The organism is Nocardia sp. NPDC057440, assembly GCF_042802915.1.
Lineage (GTDB): Bacteria > Actinomycetota > Actinomycetes > Mycobacteriales > Mycobacteriaceae > Nocardia.
In genome coordinates, this window is record NZ_JBHVDF010000007.1 from 348,747 (window position 1) to 366,395 (window position 17,649).

The window sequence follows — 17,649 nt, forward strand, 5'->3', positions numbered from 1 at the left end:
GCGGTGGGCGGGGGGTGGGGGGGGGCGTGTTGGGCCCCGCGCGGGGGGGCGGGGTGGGCCAGACACCCCACCCCCGGCGTCACCCGCCGGGTGGTGGTGACCGCGGCCTGGGGGGCGCACCCCACGAATGCCTCGACGAACGGCTTGTTCTCCAGGAACTCCCGACTCCCGTCGGGAGTGTAGGGGTACTTCGCGTCGGAATCCTTCGGGTACGCGACGCTGTCGGCGACGACCATCGTCGTGTACCCGGCCTCCTCGGCCGCGCGGGCCAGCGGCACGTAATAGGTGGGGTCGACCATCGTCTCGGCGTAGGTGAAACGCATATCAGGCGTCCTTCGGTGCGGAGGTGTGCGGTGTGTCGTGCTCGGTCTGGCCTGCGGTGCGCGCGGCGTGCACGCCCGCGCGGCGGCCGAAATTGGAACCTTCGCCCAGGCAGGCGTCACTGGGATAGCCGGAGCTGTCCAACGCGATATGCGAAGCGCAGGCACCGGCCGCATAGAGCCCGGGAATCGGCGACCCGTCGGCGCGCAGCACTGGCCCGTCGACGGAGGTGGCCGGCCCGCCGAGGGTGAACCCGACATAGGTGGCTTCGCGGGCGTCAGATCGAAGGCACCCCACGAGCCCTCGGCCAACGGCGTCAGCCAGTCGGAATGCTTTCGGGATCGTGCCCGTCGGCCGCGACCGCGTTGTAGGCCGACATCGTCTGCCGCAATGCGCCGGTCGGCAGCACGAGCGCGGACTAGGTGATCGCCGGCCGATTCCGGCAGCTCGGCGCCCGACAGGAGTCGCGGGGCGGAGTCCGCCGACTGTCGTGTGCTCGGGCGATCGTCGTCTAGGTCCACGGGTTCGAATACCCTTCGGGGATAAGGTAATCGAACATCGCACGCATGTCCGCCGACAGCCGCATCAGCTCGACGTGGGAACCGAATGCGCCGCCGTCGAGGTAGGCGAACTCCATCCCGACCCCCTCGAACGCGCCCCTGGCCAGGATGCCGGACCCGCAGGCCGTCGCCTCGGCCAGTGCGGCGTCGAAGTCCTCGGGAACCCACGCGACATGATGCAGACCGGGACCGACGCGGTCGAGATGCTCGGAGTACAGGCTCACCCCGCGCCTCGGCTCGATCAGCTCCAGCTGCTGCCCGCCCGCATAGCCCAAGGCCGCGGTGATCGTGTAATCGGCGGGCGCGCCACGCAATTCGGTGGTTTCCGGCCCGAAGTGCACATCCGGGATGGTGAGCCAGTGCGCCACCCCATAGCGCTCGGTGAACTCCCGCTGCGCGCCCGCCATGTCCCGGACCACCCAGCACAGCTGGAATATCGGTCCGTGCGCGATGCGGCCCTCTGGACTTCCCACCCCATCAATTAATCACTGATGCTTAACATCGTCAATACTCGCGTTTAGTACAGTTCGGGGATGCACATCGACGATTCGCGCGCGGCATTGCTCGACGCCGGGGAACGACTCATCGCCGAACGTGGCGTCGAGGTCCCGCTGCGCGACATCGCCGCGGCGGCAGGTCAGCGCAACAACTCCGCGGTCCACTACTACTTCGGCTCACGCACCGGCCTCATCGAAGCCATCGTCGAGCGCAGGATGAACTGGCTCGAAGACCGCAGGATGCGCTTGCTGGCCGAACACGAGACCGACGGTACCGCGCACGAAGTCCACACCCTGGTCGCCATGCTCGCCGCACCGATACTCGAATTGGTCGGCACCACCGGCGTCACCCATTACGGCCGCTTCCTCGAAGTCGTGCGCGCCCACCCCGTGATCGCCGATGCCGGCCGCCTCGCGGGCGCCGACCGTGCCGCGGTCCGCATCATCGCCGCCCGCCTGGACGCCGCGCTCCCGCAGTTGCCGCCCCGCCGACGCCGCCAACGCCTGGAAACAATGGCAACGGTGATGTTCGCCCTTTTCGCCGACTACGAACGCGCACTGGAGTCCGGCGTCCGCACCGTGAACCCGGAGCAGGACGCCGCCGAAATCATCGACATGATCGTCGCCATGCTCACTGTCCCTGTCCCCGTTCGCGATCCGGCTCCGGCCGGCCGCAACCGATCTCGCTGACCGCGCACCCTCATAGCGCGTCGGCGGCAACGCCCGACGTGTCACCCCCGACCCGCTCGCGCACGCTGCGATACCGTCGCGGAGTGGGGACTGCTGGGGATTCTCACTTCGCGATCATCGCCTCCGACTACACGGCGTCGGACAGGTTCGTTAGCGCATAGCAATGGCCAACCTGAGGGCGCGCCGCTGAATACGGCGGGATCCAAGAGATGTTGGCTGTGAACGTTCCGGTTTCGTGGAGACGGAATCGGTTGCGCCGAAACGGGATTCGAGACATCCCGCTCTTGCCACGAATCGCGCCGCGAAGCCCGAGCTGACGGATGAGCCGTTCCGCGGCGCCTCGGGCCGGGTGAATTCTTCCCGATTCTGTTGCCGCCCAACCATTCTCGGCACCGATGTTCTCGGCGTGAACCCGCGAGATCGTCGGCTTTCATCCGCCGTCACGTCGCTGCGTGGGGTGTGACGGTCTCGACGCGGTGGGCGTCGTAGGCAGATGGGGTGGCTTTGACGCCGCGTTCGGTGAGCGCGGTGCGGAGCGACTCGATGCCCGTCGCGGTCCGCGGCGGCCAGGTGGGAGCCGCTGGCCTAGCGGTACGTCGGTGGGGGCACCAATCGTGAGCCTCTTCGGCTACGAACAGATGCGTAGTACACACCAATCACCCGCCGTGAAGGAGATCAATGCGTAGGTCGGCGTTCTGGTTCTGGGGTAGCAGGGTTGGGGCTGGAGTGGCCGCGTACTGCGCGATCCTCGCGGTCGGATCGTGGTATGCCGACAATGACTACTGGCGTGCCTATGCGGCAGCCGGGGGAGTCGGCATCATCGCGTGGCGGTTCGGCAACCGGCTGGGCGTGCGAACGGCGGCGGAGGAGGAGCGCGCGCCGACACCGAATCCAGATGTTGCCCAGCGTCGGTGGGAAGTCGGTCAATGTATCGACGCATTCGGTGCGGAGGATGCGCGCACGCTCGGGGCCCAGCTGGTACTCGCCGATGCGTGCTGGGCGTCGGGGCAGCAGGACGAAGCGCTCTACTGGTACATGGCAACCCACGCCAGCTGCCTGCGCGCCCTCGGTTCGGATCATCCGATGTCCATCAAGGCAGAGCGTCAGTTGCGCGACGCGCACCGCCGATCGAGATCCGGGCTCGACGACAATGGCTCGGCAGGACAGTTGGATTCGCCGTAGCCGGATGTGGTGGGACGGCGAGATCGAGCATACGGGATTGTCACCGACGGTCGCTGTCAAGTAGATGCTGAATCGCGTGGGAACACCCCATGATTGGGATATCTTCACCAGCGGGAGCTGGAACGTGGCCGTCTCCGCGGCGCGAGCGACGGTGTGCTGCCCCAGCACCAACGCACTTGCCACTGCACCGGCCAAACCCAGCTTGGTGCCCAGACCGGCAGCCCGGCGAACCACGGTGTTCGTCACTAGCCCTCCGCACAGTCGATTCCAGCCTGCATCGATGCCGGGCGACACGATGACGATCGTTGACATGATCGCCGGATCGGCGTGCCGACAGCCGCATTCACGGTGCTGCCTGCGCATAGAACCAGGGTCGTGAACGAGGGCCTGCCCAGTAAACAACCCGAGGCGCGGTATTCGTGGCACCGACCCGCCCAGACTCCCGGATGAGTGCGCATGCCGGGTCGGCGCAGCAGCCGGCGGTTTCCTGCGTTGTAGAAGGCGAGGCCCAGGCTCCAGCCGGACCCAGGCACGCCGCTGGCCCGTGCGCTGCTGATCGACCCGGAGCGATATAGCGATCAGGCCGCTGCCGTCGTCCCGGCAGGCTGACGGCGGCCACCGGCTTCAGAGCGGGCTCGGCTCGGAGGCGTGGGGGGCGCCGATCCAGTGCAGGAGTTGATGGATCGTTTCGTCCGCGAGGCGGTAGCGCACGATTCGGCCGCTCTTGGAGGAGGTGACCCAACCCTGATAACGCAACAACCGCAGGGCGTGTGATGCGGCGGTTGCGGTCATCCCGACGGCGGCGGCGAGGTCGGTCACGCTCTGGTCCGGGGTGTGGTGCAGGCACACGAGCAGACGGAGTCGATTGGCGTCGGAGAGCAGGTCGAATCGGTTGGCCCAGTGTTCGATACCGGCGACATCCAGGCCAGGCGCTGCGGGCCGGGCGTGTTGTGGGTCGAGTGGGAGGCTTGAGGGCACTGTTCTACTCTGCCGTCCTCTCCTTGCCGGGGCCAGTCATCGCCGATGCTCACATATCGGTCCACCTGTACATATATTGCGAGTATCGTATCGGGAGGTGAGCCACACCACATCGGCCATGCATATGAGCGATGGCATTGTCGACGCACCCACCTCTCTGATGTTCGCGGTCATCGCCGTCGCGGGCTTGGGATACGCGACATGGCGCGCCCGTGCCGAGCTAGAGGAACGTGCCGCTCCGATGGCAGGTCTGGTAGCCGCGTTCATCTTCGCGGTGCAGATGGTGAACTTCCCGATCCTGCCCGGTGTGAGCGGGCATCTACTCGGCGGAGCGCTCGCGGCGATCCTCGTCGGGCCCTACGTGGGGGCGCTCTGCGTGGCAATCGTGCTGGTTGTCCAGGCACTGCTGTTCGCAGACGGCGGGTTGACCGCGCTGGGCACGAACATCACGAATATGGCGTTGATCGGGGTCGTGGTCGGATATTTCGTCGCGCGCCGTTCGCTGCCTCTGGCGCCAAGGCGCGGCGGGATCGGTGTCGTAGCCTTCGTCGCCGCACTGGCCGGAACTATCTGTGCCGCAATGGGTTTCGTTGTCGAGTATGCGATCGGCGGGGCCGCCGGGTCCACCGTCGGCGCGGTCGCCTGGTACATGCTGGTCACGCACACGCTGATCGGCATCGGAGAAGGGGTGATCACCGCAATCACCGTCGTCGCCGTCGTCAACGCCCGCCCCGACCTCGTGTATCTGCTGCGTGCGACCGATCAGGCAGTGGTAGGTGCGTCACCGCGGCGCGCCGCACTGTCGGTGAACGGATTCTTGTTCGGTTTCGCGTCGGTCGCGGTGCTCGTGGCGGGCCTGCTGTCCTCTGCGGCGAGTTCGCAGCCGGACGGCCTCGATGCGACGACACAGCGCGGCTGCACGGTCGTGGAGGTGGACGGAGCAGAACAGTTGCGCGGTGAGTGCATCGCCCAGAACGCAGCCGATCATCGATGGGCGGATTCGCCGCTTGCCGACTACACGATCGACGGCAACGACCGGCTGACCGGCGTCGCGGGGGTGCTGGGGGTCGCCGCCGCCTTCGCCGCACTGTTCGCGGTCGTTCGCATCATCAGGGCAGGCCGATCCGGACACCGGCGGGCCGATCCCGTTTCGGAGGGCGCGAGCACCTCGCCCGAGCCGGAGTCCCAGTAGGTGGCCACTGTCAGTCACCGACTGCATCTACCCGGCGATTCGCCGGTGCATCGGGCTCCGGCCGAAGTGAAGATCGTCTGCGCCGCGCTCACGGTCTTCGCCGTTGTCGCGACACCACGAGAGATATTCTGGCCGTTCGCCGTCTACGCGGTCGGGTTGGTCGAGCTCTGGCGCGTTGCGCACATCCCGCTGCGATGGATCACGCCGCGGCTACTCATCGAATTGCCGTTCGTCGTGCTGGCGATTCTGCTGCCGTTCGCGGCCGGAGAACCCAGGACGACACTGCTCGGGCTGTCGCTGTCGACCACGGGTCTCTATACGGCTTGGGGAATTATCGCGAAAGGAACAATCGGAGTGGGGATTTCGCTGACCGTGGCGGCCACGACGAGCGTTCGTGAACTGCCCGGCGGGCTCAGCAGGCTCCACGTGCCCGGCTCGGTCGTCACGATCGTGGTGCTGATGCTGCGGTATGTGGATGTGATCGCCGACGAAGCCGCACGCATGCGCCTGGCGCGGGTCTCGCGCGGCGACGACCCGCGCACGATACGTCAGATCGGCGCGACAGCACGCGGCGTCGGTAGCCTGTTCCTGCGATCCTATGAACGAGGTGAACGGGTCCACTTGGCAATGCTCTCGCGCGGATTCACCGGCACCATCACCGATTTCGGCACACCCTCGGCCACCCGCGGGCAATGGCTTGTCGCGTGCATTCCCGCCTTCGCCGCAGTCGGTGTCTGTGTCGGCGCCTGGGTCGCACGGTGAGCGAGTCCATGGCGGCCGCCGTCCGCCTGACCGACCTGACCTTCGCGTATCCGGATGGAACCCCTGCGCTCGACGGGCTGAATCTCGACCTCGCCCCTGGCGAGCGAGTCGCGGTTCTAGGACCCAACGGCGCGGGTAAATCCACCCTGATGCTGCATCTCAACGGTGTGCTCACCGCGAGTTCCGGTCAGGTGTATATCGGCGGCACCCGCCTGGACCGAACAACCGTCCGCGCCATCCGCCAGCGCGTCGGCGTGGTGTTCCAAGACCCCGATGATCAACTGTTCATGCCGACGGTCGAACAGGACGTCGCGTTCGGCCCGAGCAATTTCGGTATCCGCGGCGAGCACCTCACCGACAGTGTGCGCTTCGCGCTCGCCGCGGTCGGAATGTCGGATCGAGCCGACCGTTCCCCGGCACGACTGTCGCTGGGCGAACGCCGCCGCGCCGCGCTCGCCACCGTCCTGGCATGCCGCCCCGAAGTACTCGTCCTCGACGAACCGGCCGCCAACCTCGACCCGGTAGCCCGCCGCGAACTCGCCGACATCCTGCTGACCCTCCCGACGACACTCGTCCTGGTCACCCACGACCTGCCCTACGCCCAGCGGATCTGCGACCGCGCGGTCATCCTCGACAACGGCCGTATCGTCGCGGACGGACCCATCAACGAAATCCTCGGCAATGCCGACCTTCTAGCCGAACACCGCCTCAGCTGAGCCTGCTGTGGAAAACTGCTGAACTCGCCGCCGCGAAACACCACCTCGACCGGATACAGCCGGCCTGAAGCTTCCGGCTCGAGTGCATCCGTCGCGGATCGAGCCTCGACAGGCTCTGTTCCCGTGCGACCGGGATACTTCGTCTTCGACGGTAACAATCGCGCAAATATCGCAAGGTCAATCCGAAGTTTTCGGCACGATGCAGGAATCGGACCCTTATTGCCGGCCGGTTCGGCTGAAACGTGTGTACTCTTCCCTGCCGAGATCCGCTTCGATTTTCTACCAGGCGTTATGCCGCGCGAGATCGTCGAATATCGGTCGATGACGGTGCAGCTGCCACGTCTGTGTTTGTGCCATATCACTGTTCGGAAAATCTGACGTTCATTCTGGATATGGAGGCGTTGTGGACTGGGAGTTGTGGCAGCGCAGTTGGGATCAGCAGCAGGAGCTGTATCTACCTGAACGCGAGGAACGGTTCCGGGTGATGCTGGATGTGGTGGCGGCCGCGGTGGGGCCGACGCCACACATTCTCGATTTGGCGTGTGGGACAGGCGCTATCAGCCGGAGGTTGTTCGCGCGGTTGCCGGGAGCGAGGTCGGTCGCAGTCGATATGGATCCGACGATGCTGGCGATTGCGCGGGGATCGTTCGAGGGGGATTCACGGATCACGTTTATGACGGCTGATTTGGCTGAGCCCGGTTGGATGGAATGTTTACAGGACGAGCTGTTCGATGCCGTGCTGACCGCGACGTCCACACATTGGATGAAGAGTGAAATTGTGACGTGGTTGTATGCCGATCTGGCGAAGCTGGTTCGACCGGGCGGGGTGTTCGTCAATGCCGATCACATGCCCGATCCGGAGACTCCGATACTCAACGCCATAGATACGGCTGTCCAGAACGCGCATCAGGAACGCGCCCGTGCCGACGGTGCGCTGGATTGGGAGCAGTGGTGGGCAACAGTAGCTAACGACCGTGCCTTGGCCGAGGAACACGAGGGCAGCCGAGCGATTTTCGACCGGCACAGCGGAGGCGAGGAACATCCAGCCACGTGGCACTGCCTGCGGTTGAAAGAAGCCGGATTCCTCGAAGCGGGCGTGGCGTGGCGGTCGATCAGCGACGCAATGGTGGTCGCGATCAGGTAAGGACACCCGACCGGTCCGAACCTCCACAGCTGGGCGATGGTGCATAGCCGTGGAGGTTCGGTGATCAGCTTCCGCGCTGGGAATCCTCCATTGGTTTCCTTCCCGATCCGCCCGCCCGACCCAGCGGGCCCGGAGCGCACGGCCAGCAGCGAGATGTCCGGCCACACCGAAGGATGTGGTTGAGTTGAGACATGCCGATCACCCTGCTGCGCCGCACCTACGCGATCGCCTGCCTCCCGATCGGTGCGACGTCGGCGAAGGCCGCTGCGGCGGACTCTGCGTAAGGGAGTCCGCGATGGCCGTACACAACAAAGAGTTCTTCCGAATCATCGACGCACTCGTCGACGTGCAACGCGCCAAAAGCGAGAAATACACCACCTTCAGCGTCCGCAGCAAGCGGTTCGGCTACTACTGGCCGCGCACCGAAACCGTCGGCCTGAAGCAGACCCTGTCCGAACAGCTCGCATTGGTGTCCGAAAGGCCCGAAGTCTTCGAAGTACAGTTCACCGCAGGCGGATTCGGCTGGGTAGTCGTCTCCCTGGCAGGCATCGAAGCCGACGAACTGTCCGAACTGGTCTTCGAAGCCTGGCGATTATCCGCTCCCGAGGAACTGGTCGCCGAAGTCCCCGACTGGGCACAATCGACACCCCACCCTCGGACCCGATGAAGCCACACCCGACGCCGCCCGCATTCCGGCCTACCCTAGGCGCCGACCGCCACGCTCAGACCTCCCGCGACCGCCGCGCCAACTCGACCGTCGCCGCCCGCAACTCATCGATGGAATCCAGCGGCGCCACATAACCCACCCGCGTACGCGCCACCCCACGCGGCGTCACAACCCGCAGATCCAACCCGTACCGATCGGCGCGCTCACAACTGGCCGCCGTCGAATCCGGATACCCGCCGAGCACCCGGGCCATCGACAGCAGCGCATCGGCATGATCATCGTTGAGATGCGTAATCGCCGCACCAGCAACCGGGATCACCGGATCCGGCGCGGCAGCGGCATACTGCTCGGCCGTCGCCGAATCCATCCGCCCATACCCACCGACCCACCGAATCCGCTGCACCCGCAACACCCACACCGCGAAATCGCTGTAGTCGATGTAATACTTCGCCGCAGGCACCGCCGCCAGATGCGCCTGCCGCGCCGCCTCGGCCTCCGCACCCACCGGCTGCTCGACGACCCCCGCGAGAGTGATCCGCGTCCCAGCCAACGGATCGGCAGGAGGATTCGGCTCCACCACCGCAATACTGGCCCGCGCATCCGCGGCCAGATTACGGCCGTGCTCCGCCATCCTGGACACACACAACACCGGCTGACCATCCAACAAGCCATAGGTGATGAACGAAGCCCACGGCGAACCATCCCCACTCAGGCTGGCCAACGTCCCCGTATTCGTCCCCGCCGCAACAGTTCTGGCCTCCTCCGCCGCAGACGGACGCGCGGAATTCACCACCGGCGCGGTCGGCTGCGGAACCGAAGGCGCATCGCCCGGATCACCGTGATCGAGAGTCATACTCCCCAGCGTGCCATGGAGAAACGCCGGTCACCGCAGCGGGATGGACAGGATTGCCCGCGCACAACCACGCGGAATCAGCAAGACTTGCCGATGTGACCCGATATGCAATCGACGCAGACCGCAACGCACTAGTCGCCATCTGGGCGACCGGACGCGGCGATCTCGCGGCGACGGTGGCCGCACTGCCCCCGATAAGCCCAGACCAGGCAACCAGTTTGGCGTCGAATCTGACCACCCTGTCCCGGTTCCAATGGCGCACCTACACACACCCGGCCAGCGCCGCAGGCGATCCCGACATCCCCAATAGCGAAGCCTGGCGCCGTGCCGAGGAACGCAGAAACTTCAAGGAAGTCGACGCGGCCATCCGTACCCCGAACCTGCCCACCGACCACGGCCTGCTCGTCTCCTACAGCGGCGTCGTCGAATCCGCCCATCGCGTCGGACGCACCCTGCACAGCATCGACGACCTCGAACTGCGCAACACCATCCTCGCCGAAGTCATCACCGAACAAGCCGCCATCGAATCCGCCGAACTCGGCGACCTCACCGGACGCGCACGCCAAGCAGTCGAGCTGTCCAGACCCGACGTCTCACCCGCCCAGGTCCAAGCCGCCGACGAACTGCTGCGCGCCGACCCACTCGGCTCCATCGAACTGTTCACCGAACTCGACCCCGCTTCCGCGGCGGTCGCTGCCGCACACTGGCTCGACGCCGCCGCGGAAGTCGCTGGCGAACTCGCACGCGTACCGACTGTCGATGTCGTCGTCGAAGCCGACGATATCGAAGCACTGCAGGTGGAAACCCCCACCATGGTGCTGGAACGCCTCGGCGAAGGCGAGACACCGACCGACATTGTCGTCGATCTGATCGCCGAGGCCGTGTCCGTGTCGGAAGGACACGTGCCCGCACCATGGGCCGTCGTCAGCCGAGTGGCCGAAATCGAAGAACAAGCCCGCAAATTCGATCTCGACAGCGACACTCGCGAAGCCCTGCTCGCCGAATTCCGCATCAGCCGCCTCGACCCGGTCCGCCCGGCCCTCGACCTCCTCGAAGACCTCCTCGACGGCATCCGCGGCTGCCTGCTGCTCTACACAGCGCACAGCTCCGGGGACCCCGACGACATCGAAGCCCGATTCGCCGCCGACGTCCGCAGCGAAGCCGACGCCCACCCCGAACAACTGTTCTGACCGCGAGCCCGGACACCCTCGCGGCGCATTCGCACACCCAGCGCGATGAACCCGAGAGTGCCCGGGCGCACCGACAGCCACCCGGTCGGTCCGACGTCGGACCGTGCTCGCGTCAGGACGGAACCCGCGTCACGCCGACCGCGGACTCGGTGAGACTCCCCAGATAGAGAATCCCCTCGTGCTCGACAACGCCGGTGACCATCGAGAAATTGGTGCCTTCGATCTGAAGATCGTGCACGACACTGCCGTCGAAGTCGACGGCCATCACCCAGACCGTCTTCGGCGCTTGCGGCTGCAACCACGCCGGTAGCGTCCACACGATCTTCCGCAGCACGCCCGGCAGCGGAAGTAGCCGGTCCAGCAAGGGGTTTCGAGGGGAGGGGAGGGTGATCCAGACGAGTCCGTCGCTACCGAGACCCATGTTGTCCGGAAATCCTGGCAAGTTCTCGACGAGATAATCATGCGTGCCTGCCTTCGGGCCGGTGAGCCAATAGCGCGACACACGGTATGCACCCGTCTCGGCAACCATCACACACGAACGGTCGGGGGACAGGACCACCCCATTGGCGAATTGCAGTCCGTCCAGCAGGGTTTCGACCGCGCCCGACGGATCGCGGCGCAACAGCCTGCCGGTGCCGGAATGCTCCAATATGTCGCCCATCCACTGATCGAGGCGATAGCGGCGCGACGACGACGAAAAGTAGATCGTGCCGTCGTCATCGCGAACGACGTTGCTGGCGAAGAGGAGTGGCTCGCCGTCGACCTGGTCGACGAGAATTTCGAGGCCGCCATCGAGATCCAGCCGCAGCAGTCCGCGCGTCGAATCGCAGATGAGTATCGATCCGTCCGCATCCGCATGCAGCCCCAACGGTCTGCCGCCGGTGTTGCCGAGCCGTCGCACGTCCCCGTCGGACGGATCGATGCTGAGGATCGACCCGTCATCGACCCCGGCGAGCACCCGCCCATCCGGCGCGAGCACCACATCCTCGGGGCCCGCGCTCGGCACCTCCAGCCTGGAAACCGGGGGGAGCGGTGTGGCGCTGCGAGTTTCGCGAGCGCGGGGGAGCGCCCGCGGCGGCGTCCAGCGTTGGGGTTGCATCGTCGAACCAGCAAACATGCCCCAGGTTAGCCCGAGAGCCGTCTCCTTTCGACCGAAATGGATCCACAGAAAACATCACCATACGTAGATATGCGCATCAAAGCATGTAGGCCACTGATGCACAGGATCACCACCGTCCGGCTCCGCCGGACGTAGCAAGGACGGGGGAGCTCCGCCTTGCTACGTCCTCGGTCGGCGGCTCGCTAACGAATCGTGGTGCCGTACACGTGGTCCACCGTCATCGCGATGAGCACCCGTCGGTCGCTGACCATGACCGACCGGTACTCGTCCCAGTCCGGGTGCTCACCGGCGGCCATACGGTAGTAGTCCACCAAAGCCTCGACCTCGGCACCGGCAGGGTCGGTTCCCGGTCCGGTGAGCGTGGCCGTGCCCTCGGCGGTCGCCCAGGACGAGCCGTCGGGGCTGGTCACCTCCATCGCGGCACGTGGGTCCCTGTGCAGATTGGCGATCTTGGCGGTCGTCCCGGACGTCGACACATAGACGAGTCCGGACGCCCGGTCATAGAACGGCTGCACGGGGGAGAGCTGCGGGCGGCCGTCCGACTTGATCGTGGCGAGGACGGCGAGCCGGCTCTCCGCGAGCAGCGCGTGCGGATCGAATGGTGCGGCGCTCATGCCGATGGCTTTCGGAACTGCTCGATCATCGCGGCGTAGCCGTCGCCGCCGCGACCCTGGGCCACCGCCCGGTCGGCCAGCATCTTGACGAACCTGGGTAGTTCGGCATTGACACCGAGCGTCTCGCTCTCCTGGACGAGGTGCTCCATCGCCGCCAGGTGGGTGTCGATGGTGGAGTCCTCGGCGGGGAACGTGCCTGCGTCGATCTGGTCCGCGTAGGCGGTGATCCACTCGGTCATGGTCCCGATCCCGTTGTTCAGGAACGGCGCGACTGTTGCCGCGTCGACCTGTGCCGTACCGAGCAGGGCAGCGGCGTGCAGGAATCCGTTCAGAACGCTCCACATCATGCTCAGCATCGCCATGTCGTACAGCGAGGACAAACCATGATCGACTCCGAGGTAGGTGGTGTTCGCGCCCAGACTTCGCAGGGTCGCCTCATGGTGGTCGAAGGCCTGCTGTGGACCGCTGTAGAGGAGAACGGCGTCTGCGGTACCGATGGCGGGGGGAATAGCCAGGATTACGCCGTCGAGGTAGGACGCGCCTCGCGTGGACGCCCACTCGGCGGCCTCCCGGGCCTGGGCGGAGGTGCCCGAGGTCAGGTTCACCAGAACCCGGTCGGTGAGGGCATCCCCCAACGGGTCGAGCAGCTCGCGCGCCGCCTCGTAGTCGGTGACGCAGATGACCACGAGCGGGCTCGCCGCGACAGCTTCGCCGACCGAGCCCGCAAGGGTGGCGCCGCGAGCGACGAGCGGTTCCGCCCTTGCGGCCGAGCGGTTCCATACGGTGGTCGGGTGTCCATCTGACAAGAACGCTTCGGCGAGTGCTCGGCCCATGAGCCCGAGGCCGATGACAGTGACCGGCGCGTGGCCGGCGTCGGAGTTGGACGTCGATTGATCGGTCATGTCGGTATCATCAACCTTGATATCTGTATGAAGGTCAAGGAGGAGCCACGGTGCTGATCGGGGAGCTGAGCCGCCGCACGGGAGTCGGCACGCATCTGCTGCGCTACTACGAATCCCAGGGTTTGCTCGAGCCCGGCCGCGGAGCCAACGGATACCGCGAGTATGCCGACGACGCGATCCTGACCGTCACCCAGATCAGGGGGCTGCTCGAAGCGGGACTCTCGACCGAGGACATCGGCATCTTGCTGCCCTGCGCGACCGGCGCCGGCCCTGACATTGCGCCATGCACCGAGTTGCTCGACGTACTCCGGGCACGCCTTCGGGGACTCGACGAACGCATCGACGCGCTCACCCAGTCTCGTCAGGCATTGCGCAGCTACCTCAGCGCGACCGAACGAACGTCTGCGAGCTACGGCGTGTGCGATCCGGCGCGGTGATCGACTCGTGTGCGGACTGCGACACCAGGTCCCGCAGCGTGAATCAGCCAGTGCCGGAAGGCATATCGATCGATCACGCCAAGTGGCGTCGCTAGGGGGGCCCGGGCCGGTCCGCTGTGGGGCAATGGGACAGGGGAGCGGTTGCCGACCGGTTGGGGGAGCGAAGCGCGACGGGGCTCATCTACTAACGGGGGATCGGTCGATCCCGACCTCGCAGTTCGTTGCATGATGAGATGGACGCTGCATGGCAGGGGGCGAGGCTCCGGTCAACGAGGCTCGGCTACTCGACTGAAACACATGTGAATATTGGCCTATGCATATCTTTGCATAGAGCCTCAATTGCGTTGTCACTCATGTCCATTACGTCCATCAACAAAAGACAAGCAAGGGCAGAGAGGGTCGCCCATCGCAGTTGTTGGTACGGCGGGGGAGTCAGGGCGTTCGAGTGTCGGGCTGTGCCGGCAGGTGCTGTCTCTCGTGGAAGACCGGTCGGGGTTGCACGAGAGACAGTCACCATGCCGGTGGCGGTCAGGGGCTGGTGGTGAAGACGTGCCAGAGCACCCCGAGTGCGCCGAGAGTGAACAGCGGCGACAGCACCCAGGTTTCGACCTTGTTGCCGGTGCGGTCGACGATGGGCACGCGGGTGCGCAACGGGAAGGGCCAGAAGAGGCGGCAGCCGCGGTCGGTGAGGCAGTCGCCCGCGAGGTGGGCGAGTGCACCCAGGCCGACGGAGAACGGTAGCCAGACCGGTTTGTCGGTGATCCAGTGGTCCATGGCGAAGGTGCCTGCGGCGGCGAGGATCACCACGGTGCCCCATGCTTTGACGCCGTCGCCGGAGGGGCAGATATGTAGTGCGCGTACCGCGAGGGCCAGCAGGAAGAAGACGAGTGCGAGGGTGAAATATCGTCCGATCCAGTGTTCGCCTGCCCAGGTCCCGTATGCCACGGCGATGACGAACGCGAACGAGTGCGTGGCATGGCGGTGCCCGCCCGATATCCATGAGATGAACCGGCAGAGGTAGTACGAAATCGGTCCGAGCACGTGGGCGATGGTCCCGTTGGGGTGGTCTGCGTCGGGCAGCAGCGCTGCGCCAGCCGTCAGAAAGACGCCCAACAGTATGTCGACGGGGCCGAGATGCACGTCCGCACTTGTCAATACGGGATACGTCATCGCCGATACGGGCAATGTCGCGGCCGCTACCGACCAGGCGAACGCGCCACTGGTCGCATGAGAATGTCCTAGCACCGCATGAACGTTAGTTGACCACAGGACCTTTCAGATAAGCGCTGGTGGGAGTGGTGAAATGCCATCCGCCGCTAGTCGTCTCGGGTGAGCGTCGGGGATCGGAACATATTCGGGAGAGGAGGGGCTTCCAGCGGCAGGGGAGGTACCTTGGCGGAGTGGCCGTTGCGGACCGAGCAGCCGCTGAACGGGCCGTTGAAGCTGAGTAGGACGCGCATGTGAGCATCGGCGTGGTCGAGAAACCACACCGAGAGCCCGATGTTCCCATCGAGCCGGTGGTGCTCCCATGCTCTCCAGAGCGCGTCAAAGCGTACGACAGCCTCGGCGTGCCGCCACCATTCCGGGCACCACGCGTGAATGTCGATGTCGCGCCGATAGATCAGCGTCAAGTAACTCTCGACGAACTCGACAACTGAGCCGAATACGGCCGGTCTCTGCTTGTCACTCATTCGTCCCCCCCATACCTGTGGTAGATCGAGCCACCTTCGAGGGTAGCGATGAATTTCGGCTGCGTTCATACCGTTCCGGCCACGTCGGATGGAGGCCGATCTCTGTTGATGTGGGTCAGGAGTTGCGGATTCGGATTCACGACCTGCTCGATCGGCGCGGCCGCCGTGTGCCGGGAGCAATGGATCGTTGCTGGGGTCGCTGGGGTTCGGTGATGGAGTAAATACGGGGGAGCGTGGGGAGTCGGTTCGGGTTCGAGCTACAGAAAAGCGTTCGACGCGTGGATGCTTCTCACCCGGGGATGTCGCGGGGAACCCGATCGCCCGGTAGAAGCCCCCGGCTGAGCCGTTGGTCTCGGCCACTATTGTGCGATCGGGCCACCGGGACCGGACCTCGGCGAATATCGCGCCGATGGCCGCCGCGAACAAGTCGTCCTTGGTGGCGAACATTCTTCTGGCTGGGGATACCAAGGGCGGCGGAGGCAGTAGCTTGGGTCTCTCGAGTAGCCCTTATCCAATCATGAAGCGATCCCGGCAGGCACTGCGATATGAATTCTGACCAGGATTGCGAACCCCCGCGTAGATGAGAAACCCGATTTCCGGCAGCGTCCGGGCCGCCGCCGAAGCGATCGAAACCGCCCTCTCGAGGGCGGTTTCGAGGGCCTCGGCGGGTTACCGCTCTACCGGTGCCGGGTTGCGGACTGCTGCCGGTCATCTGCGCGTCACCGATACCCGAACCGCTCTAACAATCGGTGGTGGCGCAGCGCTGTCAGGCGTCGCTCTCTACAACCTGCTGGACGAGGAGGAGTATGAAAAGCAGCCTCGTACTGGAACAGCGGAGGACGCGGTACGAGTCAACAAGTGGTGGAATTCGCTTACTCCGCAGGAGCAGAAGTCGCTGCTGGCCGAGGACCCCGAACGGATCGGCAACCTCAACGGTATACCGGTCGAGGTCCGTAACGCGGCGAATCAGCGGGTCATGAACGCCGATATCCGCCGGGTCGAGGATGTGGCGACAACCAAGGGTGTGCCGGTCGATGCGATCGAGAAAGACCCGAAGGAATACGGCCTGACAGCCGATGACATTACGCGCTACCACAATGCGATCAACGTCCGCGCCGGACTGGAACAATACAGCGGTTCGAACAAGGCCGATCCCGGACGTTATCCGCAGGTCCCGTATCCCACCTATCTGTACGTGTACCAGCCGCTCGCGTTCGGGGGAAAGGGCAGGGCCGCAATCAGTATCGGCGATCCGGACACCGCTCCCAACACTGCGGTCGTCGTGCCGGGAGCAAGTCAGAGTGTGCGAGCCAGCGACGCATCCGACAAGGGCTGGTTCGATGTCCAAGGCGAACAAGCGCAGAACCTGTATGTCGAATCGAACAGAGCCGACCCGGATCATCCGACCGCGGTCGTCGCCTGGATGGGATACGACTCGCCGACCGACGGGATCACCGCCGTGCTGAGTGGCGATCCAACCGCTGAACGCAAGGGCGGAAACCTGCTGGCCGAGGACGTCGACGGGCTGTGGGCGACGCATCAGGGTCCGTCGCACCTGACCGTGGTGGGATACTCCGCCGGGGCCATAGTCACCGCCGACGCGGCGGCCGCGAGTCAACTGCACGCGAACGATGTGGTGCTGCTCGGACCTGTCAGCACCGACGAGGCGCGCAGCGCCGCCGACTTCCACCTGGACCGCGGACACGTGTACGTCGGTTCAGCATCCAACGACCTGAACGCTTACGCGGGCCACGCCTGGTTGGGTGGTCCCGATCCCGCTGGACAAGAGTTCGGCGCCACCCGCATCAAGGCGGAAGCGCCGGAAAGCTACTCGTCGCCGATCGACTACAGCGTGCAGGCCCATCTGCACTACTTCACCGCCGGCAGCGAATCACTGTACGCCACCGGCCTTATCGCGTCCGGGAACGCTGACCGATTGGGCCCGGACAACATGCTGGCCGAGCACAAGGAGGTGTACCCATTTTGGCCGGACGACGACCCCGAAGAGGACCGGACAAGCATCCAGGACAATCATTACCACGGGTCGCAGTAGTCGAGAGTCCAAACCTCGCTCACTGACCGCCGACACCGCTGTCCGGGAGCGATTTAGTTGGCATCTGTGGCCTGGGACTT

The 17,649-nt window shown here is 65.4% G+C and carries 19 protein-coding genes and 2 pseudogenes; 11 read left to right on the plus strand and 10 right to left on the minus strand.

What is annotated here, in order from left to right:
* The 3 genes and pseudogenes from ACFU4Z_RS17645 to ACFU4Z_RS17655 form a co-directional block, all read right to left on the minus strand.
* A pseudogene (locus tag ACFU4Z_RS17645) lies at window positions 1-323 on the minus strand (LLM class F420-dependent oxidoreductase); the annotation flags it as partial.
* A gap of 1 nt (window position 324) precedes the next feature.
* Entirely contained in the window at window positions 325-618 is a 294-nt protein-coding gene (locus tag ACFU4Z_RS17650; RefSeq protein WP_379064091.1) for an FAD-binding protein, read from the minus strand.
* Window positions 619-832: 214 nt separating this feature from the next.
* Window positions 833-1,354 carry a VOC family protein gene (locus ACFU4Z_RS17655; RefSeq protein ID WP_379064093.1) on the minus strand — a complete coding sequence of 174 codons (522 nt, stop codon included), beginning with the start codon at window positions 1,352-1,354 and terminating at the stop codon, window positions 833-835.
* Between the two features lie 60 nt (window positions 1,355-1,414).
* On the opposite strand from ACFU4Z_RS17655, the gene ACFU4Z_RS17660 reads away from it, so the two are divergent.
* Together ACFU4Z_RS17660 and ACFU4Z_RS17665 are read left to right on the plus strand one after the other, a co-directional pair.
* The gene (locus ACFU4Z_RS17660) at window positions 1,415-2,068 is read left to right on the plus strand and encodes a TetR family transcriptional regulator (RefSeq protein ID WP_379064096.1); all 654 of its coding nucleotides are present in this window, start codon (window positions 1,415-1,417) and stop codon (window positions 2,066-2,068) included.
* Window positions 2,069-2,746: 678 nt separating this feature from the next.
* On the plus strand, window positions 2,747-3,250 hold the full coding sequence (locus tag ACFU4Z_RS17665; protein WP_379064098.1) for a hypothetical protein: 504 nt from the start codon (window positions 2,747-2,749) through the stop codon (window positions 3,248-3,250).
* 624 nt (window positions 3,251-3,874) lie between these two features.
* On the opposite strand, the gene ACFU4Z_RS17670 is transcribed toward ACFU4Z_RS17665, so the two are convergent.
* Window positions 3,875-4,174 (minus strand): ArsR/SmtB family transcription factor, encoded by a 300-nt coding sequence (locus ACFU4Z_RS17670; protein WP_379064309.1) that lies wholly within the window; start codon window positions 4,172-4,174, stop codon window positions 3,875-3,877.
* A gap of 172 nt (window positions 4,175-4,346) precedes the next feature.
* Between ACFU4Z_RS17670 and ACFU4Z_RS17675 the strand changes: the two are divergent.
* The 6 genes and pseudogenes from ACFU4Z_RS17675 to ACFU4Z_RS17700 form a co-directional block, all read left to right on the plus strand.
* Window positions 4,347-4,997 (plus strand): annotated as a pseudogene (locus ACFU4Z_RS17675) (energy-coupling factor ABC transporter permease); the annotation flags it as partial.
* A gap of 36 nt (window positions 4,998-5,033) precedes the next feature.
* Window positions 5,034-5,420 (plus strand): PDGLE domain-containing protein, encoded by a 387-nt coding sequence (locus ACFU4Z_RS17680; RefSeq protein ID WP_379064310.1) that lies wholly within the window; start codon window positions 5,034-5,036, stop codon window positions 5,418-5,420.
* Complete coding sequence (gene cbiQ / locus ACFU4Z_RS17685) at window positions 5,421-6,182, plus strand: cobalt ECF transporter T component CbiQ (RefSeq protein ID WP_379064100.1); 762 nt, start codon at window positions 5,421-5,423, stop codon at window positions 6,180-6,182.
* 8 nt (window positions 6,183-6,190) lie between these two features.
* On the plus strand, window positions 6,191-6,898 hold the full coding sequence (locus ACFU4Z_RS17690; RefSeq protein WP_379064311.1) for an energy-coupling factor ABC transporter ATP-binding protein: 708 nt from the start codon (window positions 6,191-6,193) through the stop codon (window positions 6,896-6,898).
* 484 nt (window positions 6,899-7,382) lie between these two features.
* Window positions 7,383-8,042, plus strand: coding sequence for a class I SAM-dependent methyltransferase (locus ACFU4Z_RS17695; protein ID WP_379064312.1), 660 nt, complete (start codon window positions 7,383-7,385; stop codon window positions 8,040-8,042).
* Between the two features lie 295 nt (window positions 8,043-8,337).
* Window positions 8,338-8,709 carry an MmcQ/YjbR family DNA-binding protein gene (locus tag ACFU4Z_RS17700; RefSeq protein ID WP_379064103.1) on the plus strand — a complete coding sequence of 124 codons (372 nt, stop codon included), beginning with the start codon at window positions 8,338-8,340 and terminating at the stop codon, window positions 8,707-8,709.
* A 55-nt stretch (window positions 8,710-8,764) separates the two neighbouring features.
* Here ACFU4Z_RS17700 and ACFU4Z_RS17705 read toward each other — a convergent pair whose 3' ends face one another.
* Window positions 8,765-9,562: a HugZ family protein gene (locus ACFU4Z_RS17705; RefSeq protein WP_379064105.1), complete on the minus strand. Its 798-nt coding sequence runs from the start codon at window positions 9,560-9,562 to the stop codon at window positions 8,765-8,767.
* 95 nt (window positions 9,563-9,657) lie between these two features.
* On the opposite strand from ACFU4Z_RS17705, the gene ACFU4Z_RS17710 reads away from it, so the two are divergent.
* Window positions 9,658-10,752: a hypothetical protein gene (locus ACFU4Z_RS17710; RefSeq protein WP_379064107.1), complete on the plus strand. Its 1,095-nt coding sequence runs from the start codon at window positions 9,658-9,660 to the stop codon at window positions 10,750-10,752.
* A 112-nt stretch (window positions 10,753-10,864) separates the two neighbouring features.
* On the opposite strand, the gene ACFU4Z_RS17715 is transcribed toward ACFU4Z_RS17710, so the two are convergent.
* From ACFU4Z_RS17715 to ACFU4Z_RS17725, 3 genes are all read right to left on the minus strand, one after another.
* Entirely contained in the window at window positions 10,865-11,851 is a 987-nt protein-coding gene (locus tag ACFU4Z_RS17715; protein ID WP_379064109.1) for an SMP-30/gluconolactonase/LRE family protein, read from the minus strand.
* A gap of 203 nt (window positions 11,852-12,054) precedes the next feature.
* Entirely contained in the window at window positions 12,055-12,486 is a 432-nt protein-coding gene (locus ACFU4Z_RS17720; protein ID WP_379064111.1) for a PPOX class F420-dependent oxidoreductase, read from the minus strand.
* Window positions 12,483-13,388, minus strand: coding sequence for an NAD(P)-dependent oxidoreductase (locus ACFU4Z_RS17725; RefSeq protein ID WP_379064113.1), 906 nt, complete (start codon window positions 13,386-13,388; stop codon window positions 12,483-12,485). The genes ACFU4Z_RS17720 and ACFU4Z_RS17725 overlap by 4 nt, the downstream gene beginning before the upstream one ends.
* Window positions 13,389-13,438: 50 nt before the next feature.
* On the opposite strand from ACFU4Z_RS17725, the gene ACFU4Z_RS17730 reads away from it, so the two are divergent.
* Entirely contained in the window at window positions 13,439-13,825 is a 387-nt protein-coding gene (locus tag ACFU4Z_RS17730) for a MerR family transcriptional regulator (protein ID WP_379064116.1), read from the plus strand.
* Between the two features lie 528 nt (window positions 13,826-14,353).
* On the opposite strand, the gene ACFU4Z_RS17735 is transcribed toward ACFU4Z_RS17730, so the two are convergent.
* Complete coding sequence (locus tag ACFU4Z_RS17735) at window positions 14,354-15,070, minus strand: metal-dependent hydrolase (RefSeq protein WP_379064119.1); 717 nt, start codon at window positions 15,068-15,070, stop codon at window positions 14,354-14,356.
* 71 nt (window positions 15,071-15,141) lie between these two features.
* Window positions 15,142-15,516 carry a DUF4913 domain-containing protein gene (locus tag ACFU4Z_RS17740; RefSeq protein WP_379064122.1) on the minus strand — a complete coding sequence of 125 codons (375 nt, stop codon included), beginning with the start codon at window positions 15,514-15,516 and terminating at the stop codon, window positions 15,142-15,144.
* Between the two features lie 580 nt (window positions 15,517-16,096).
* On the opposite strand from ACFU4Z_RS17740, the gene ACFU4Z_RS17745 reads away from it, so the two are divergent.
* Window positions 16,097-17,569, plus strand: a complete 1,473-nt coding sequence (locus ACFU4Z_RS17745; protein WP_379064125.1) for an alpha/beta hydrolase — start codon at window positions 16,097-16,099, stop codon at window positions 17,567-17,569.
* Window positions 17,570-17,649: the final 80 nt, after the last annotated feature.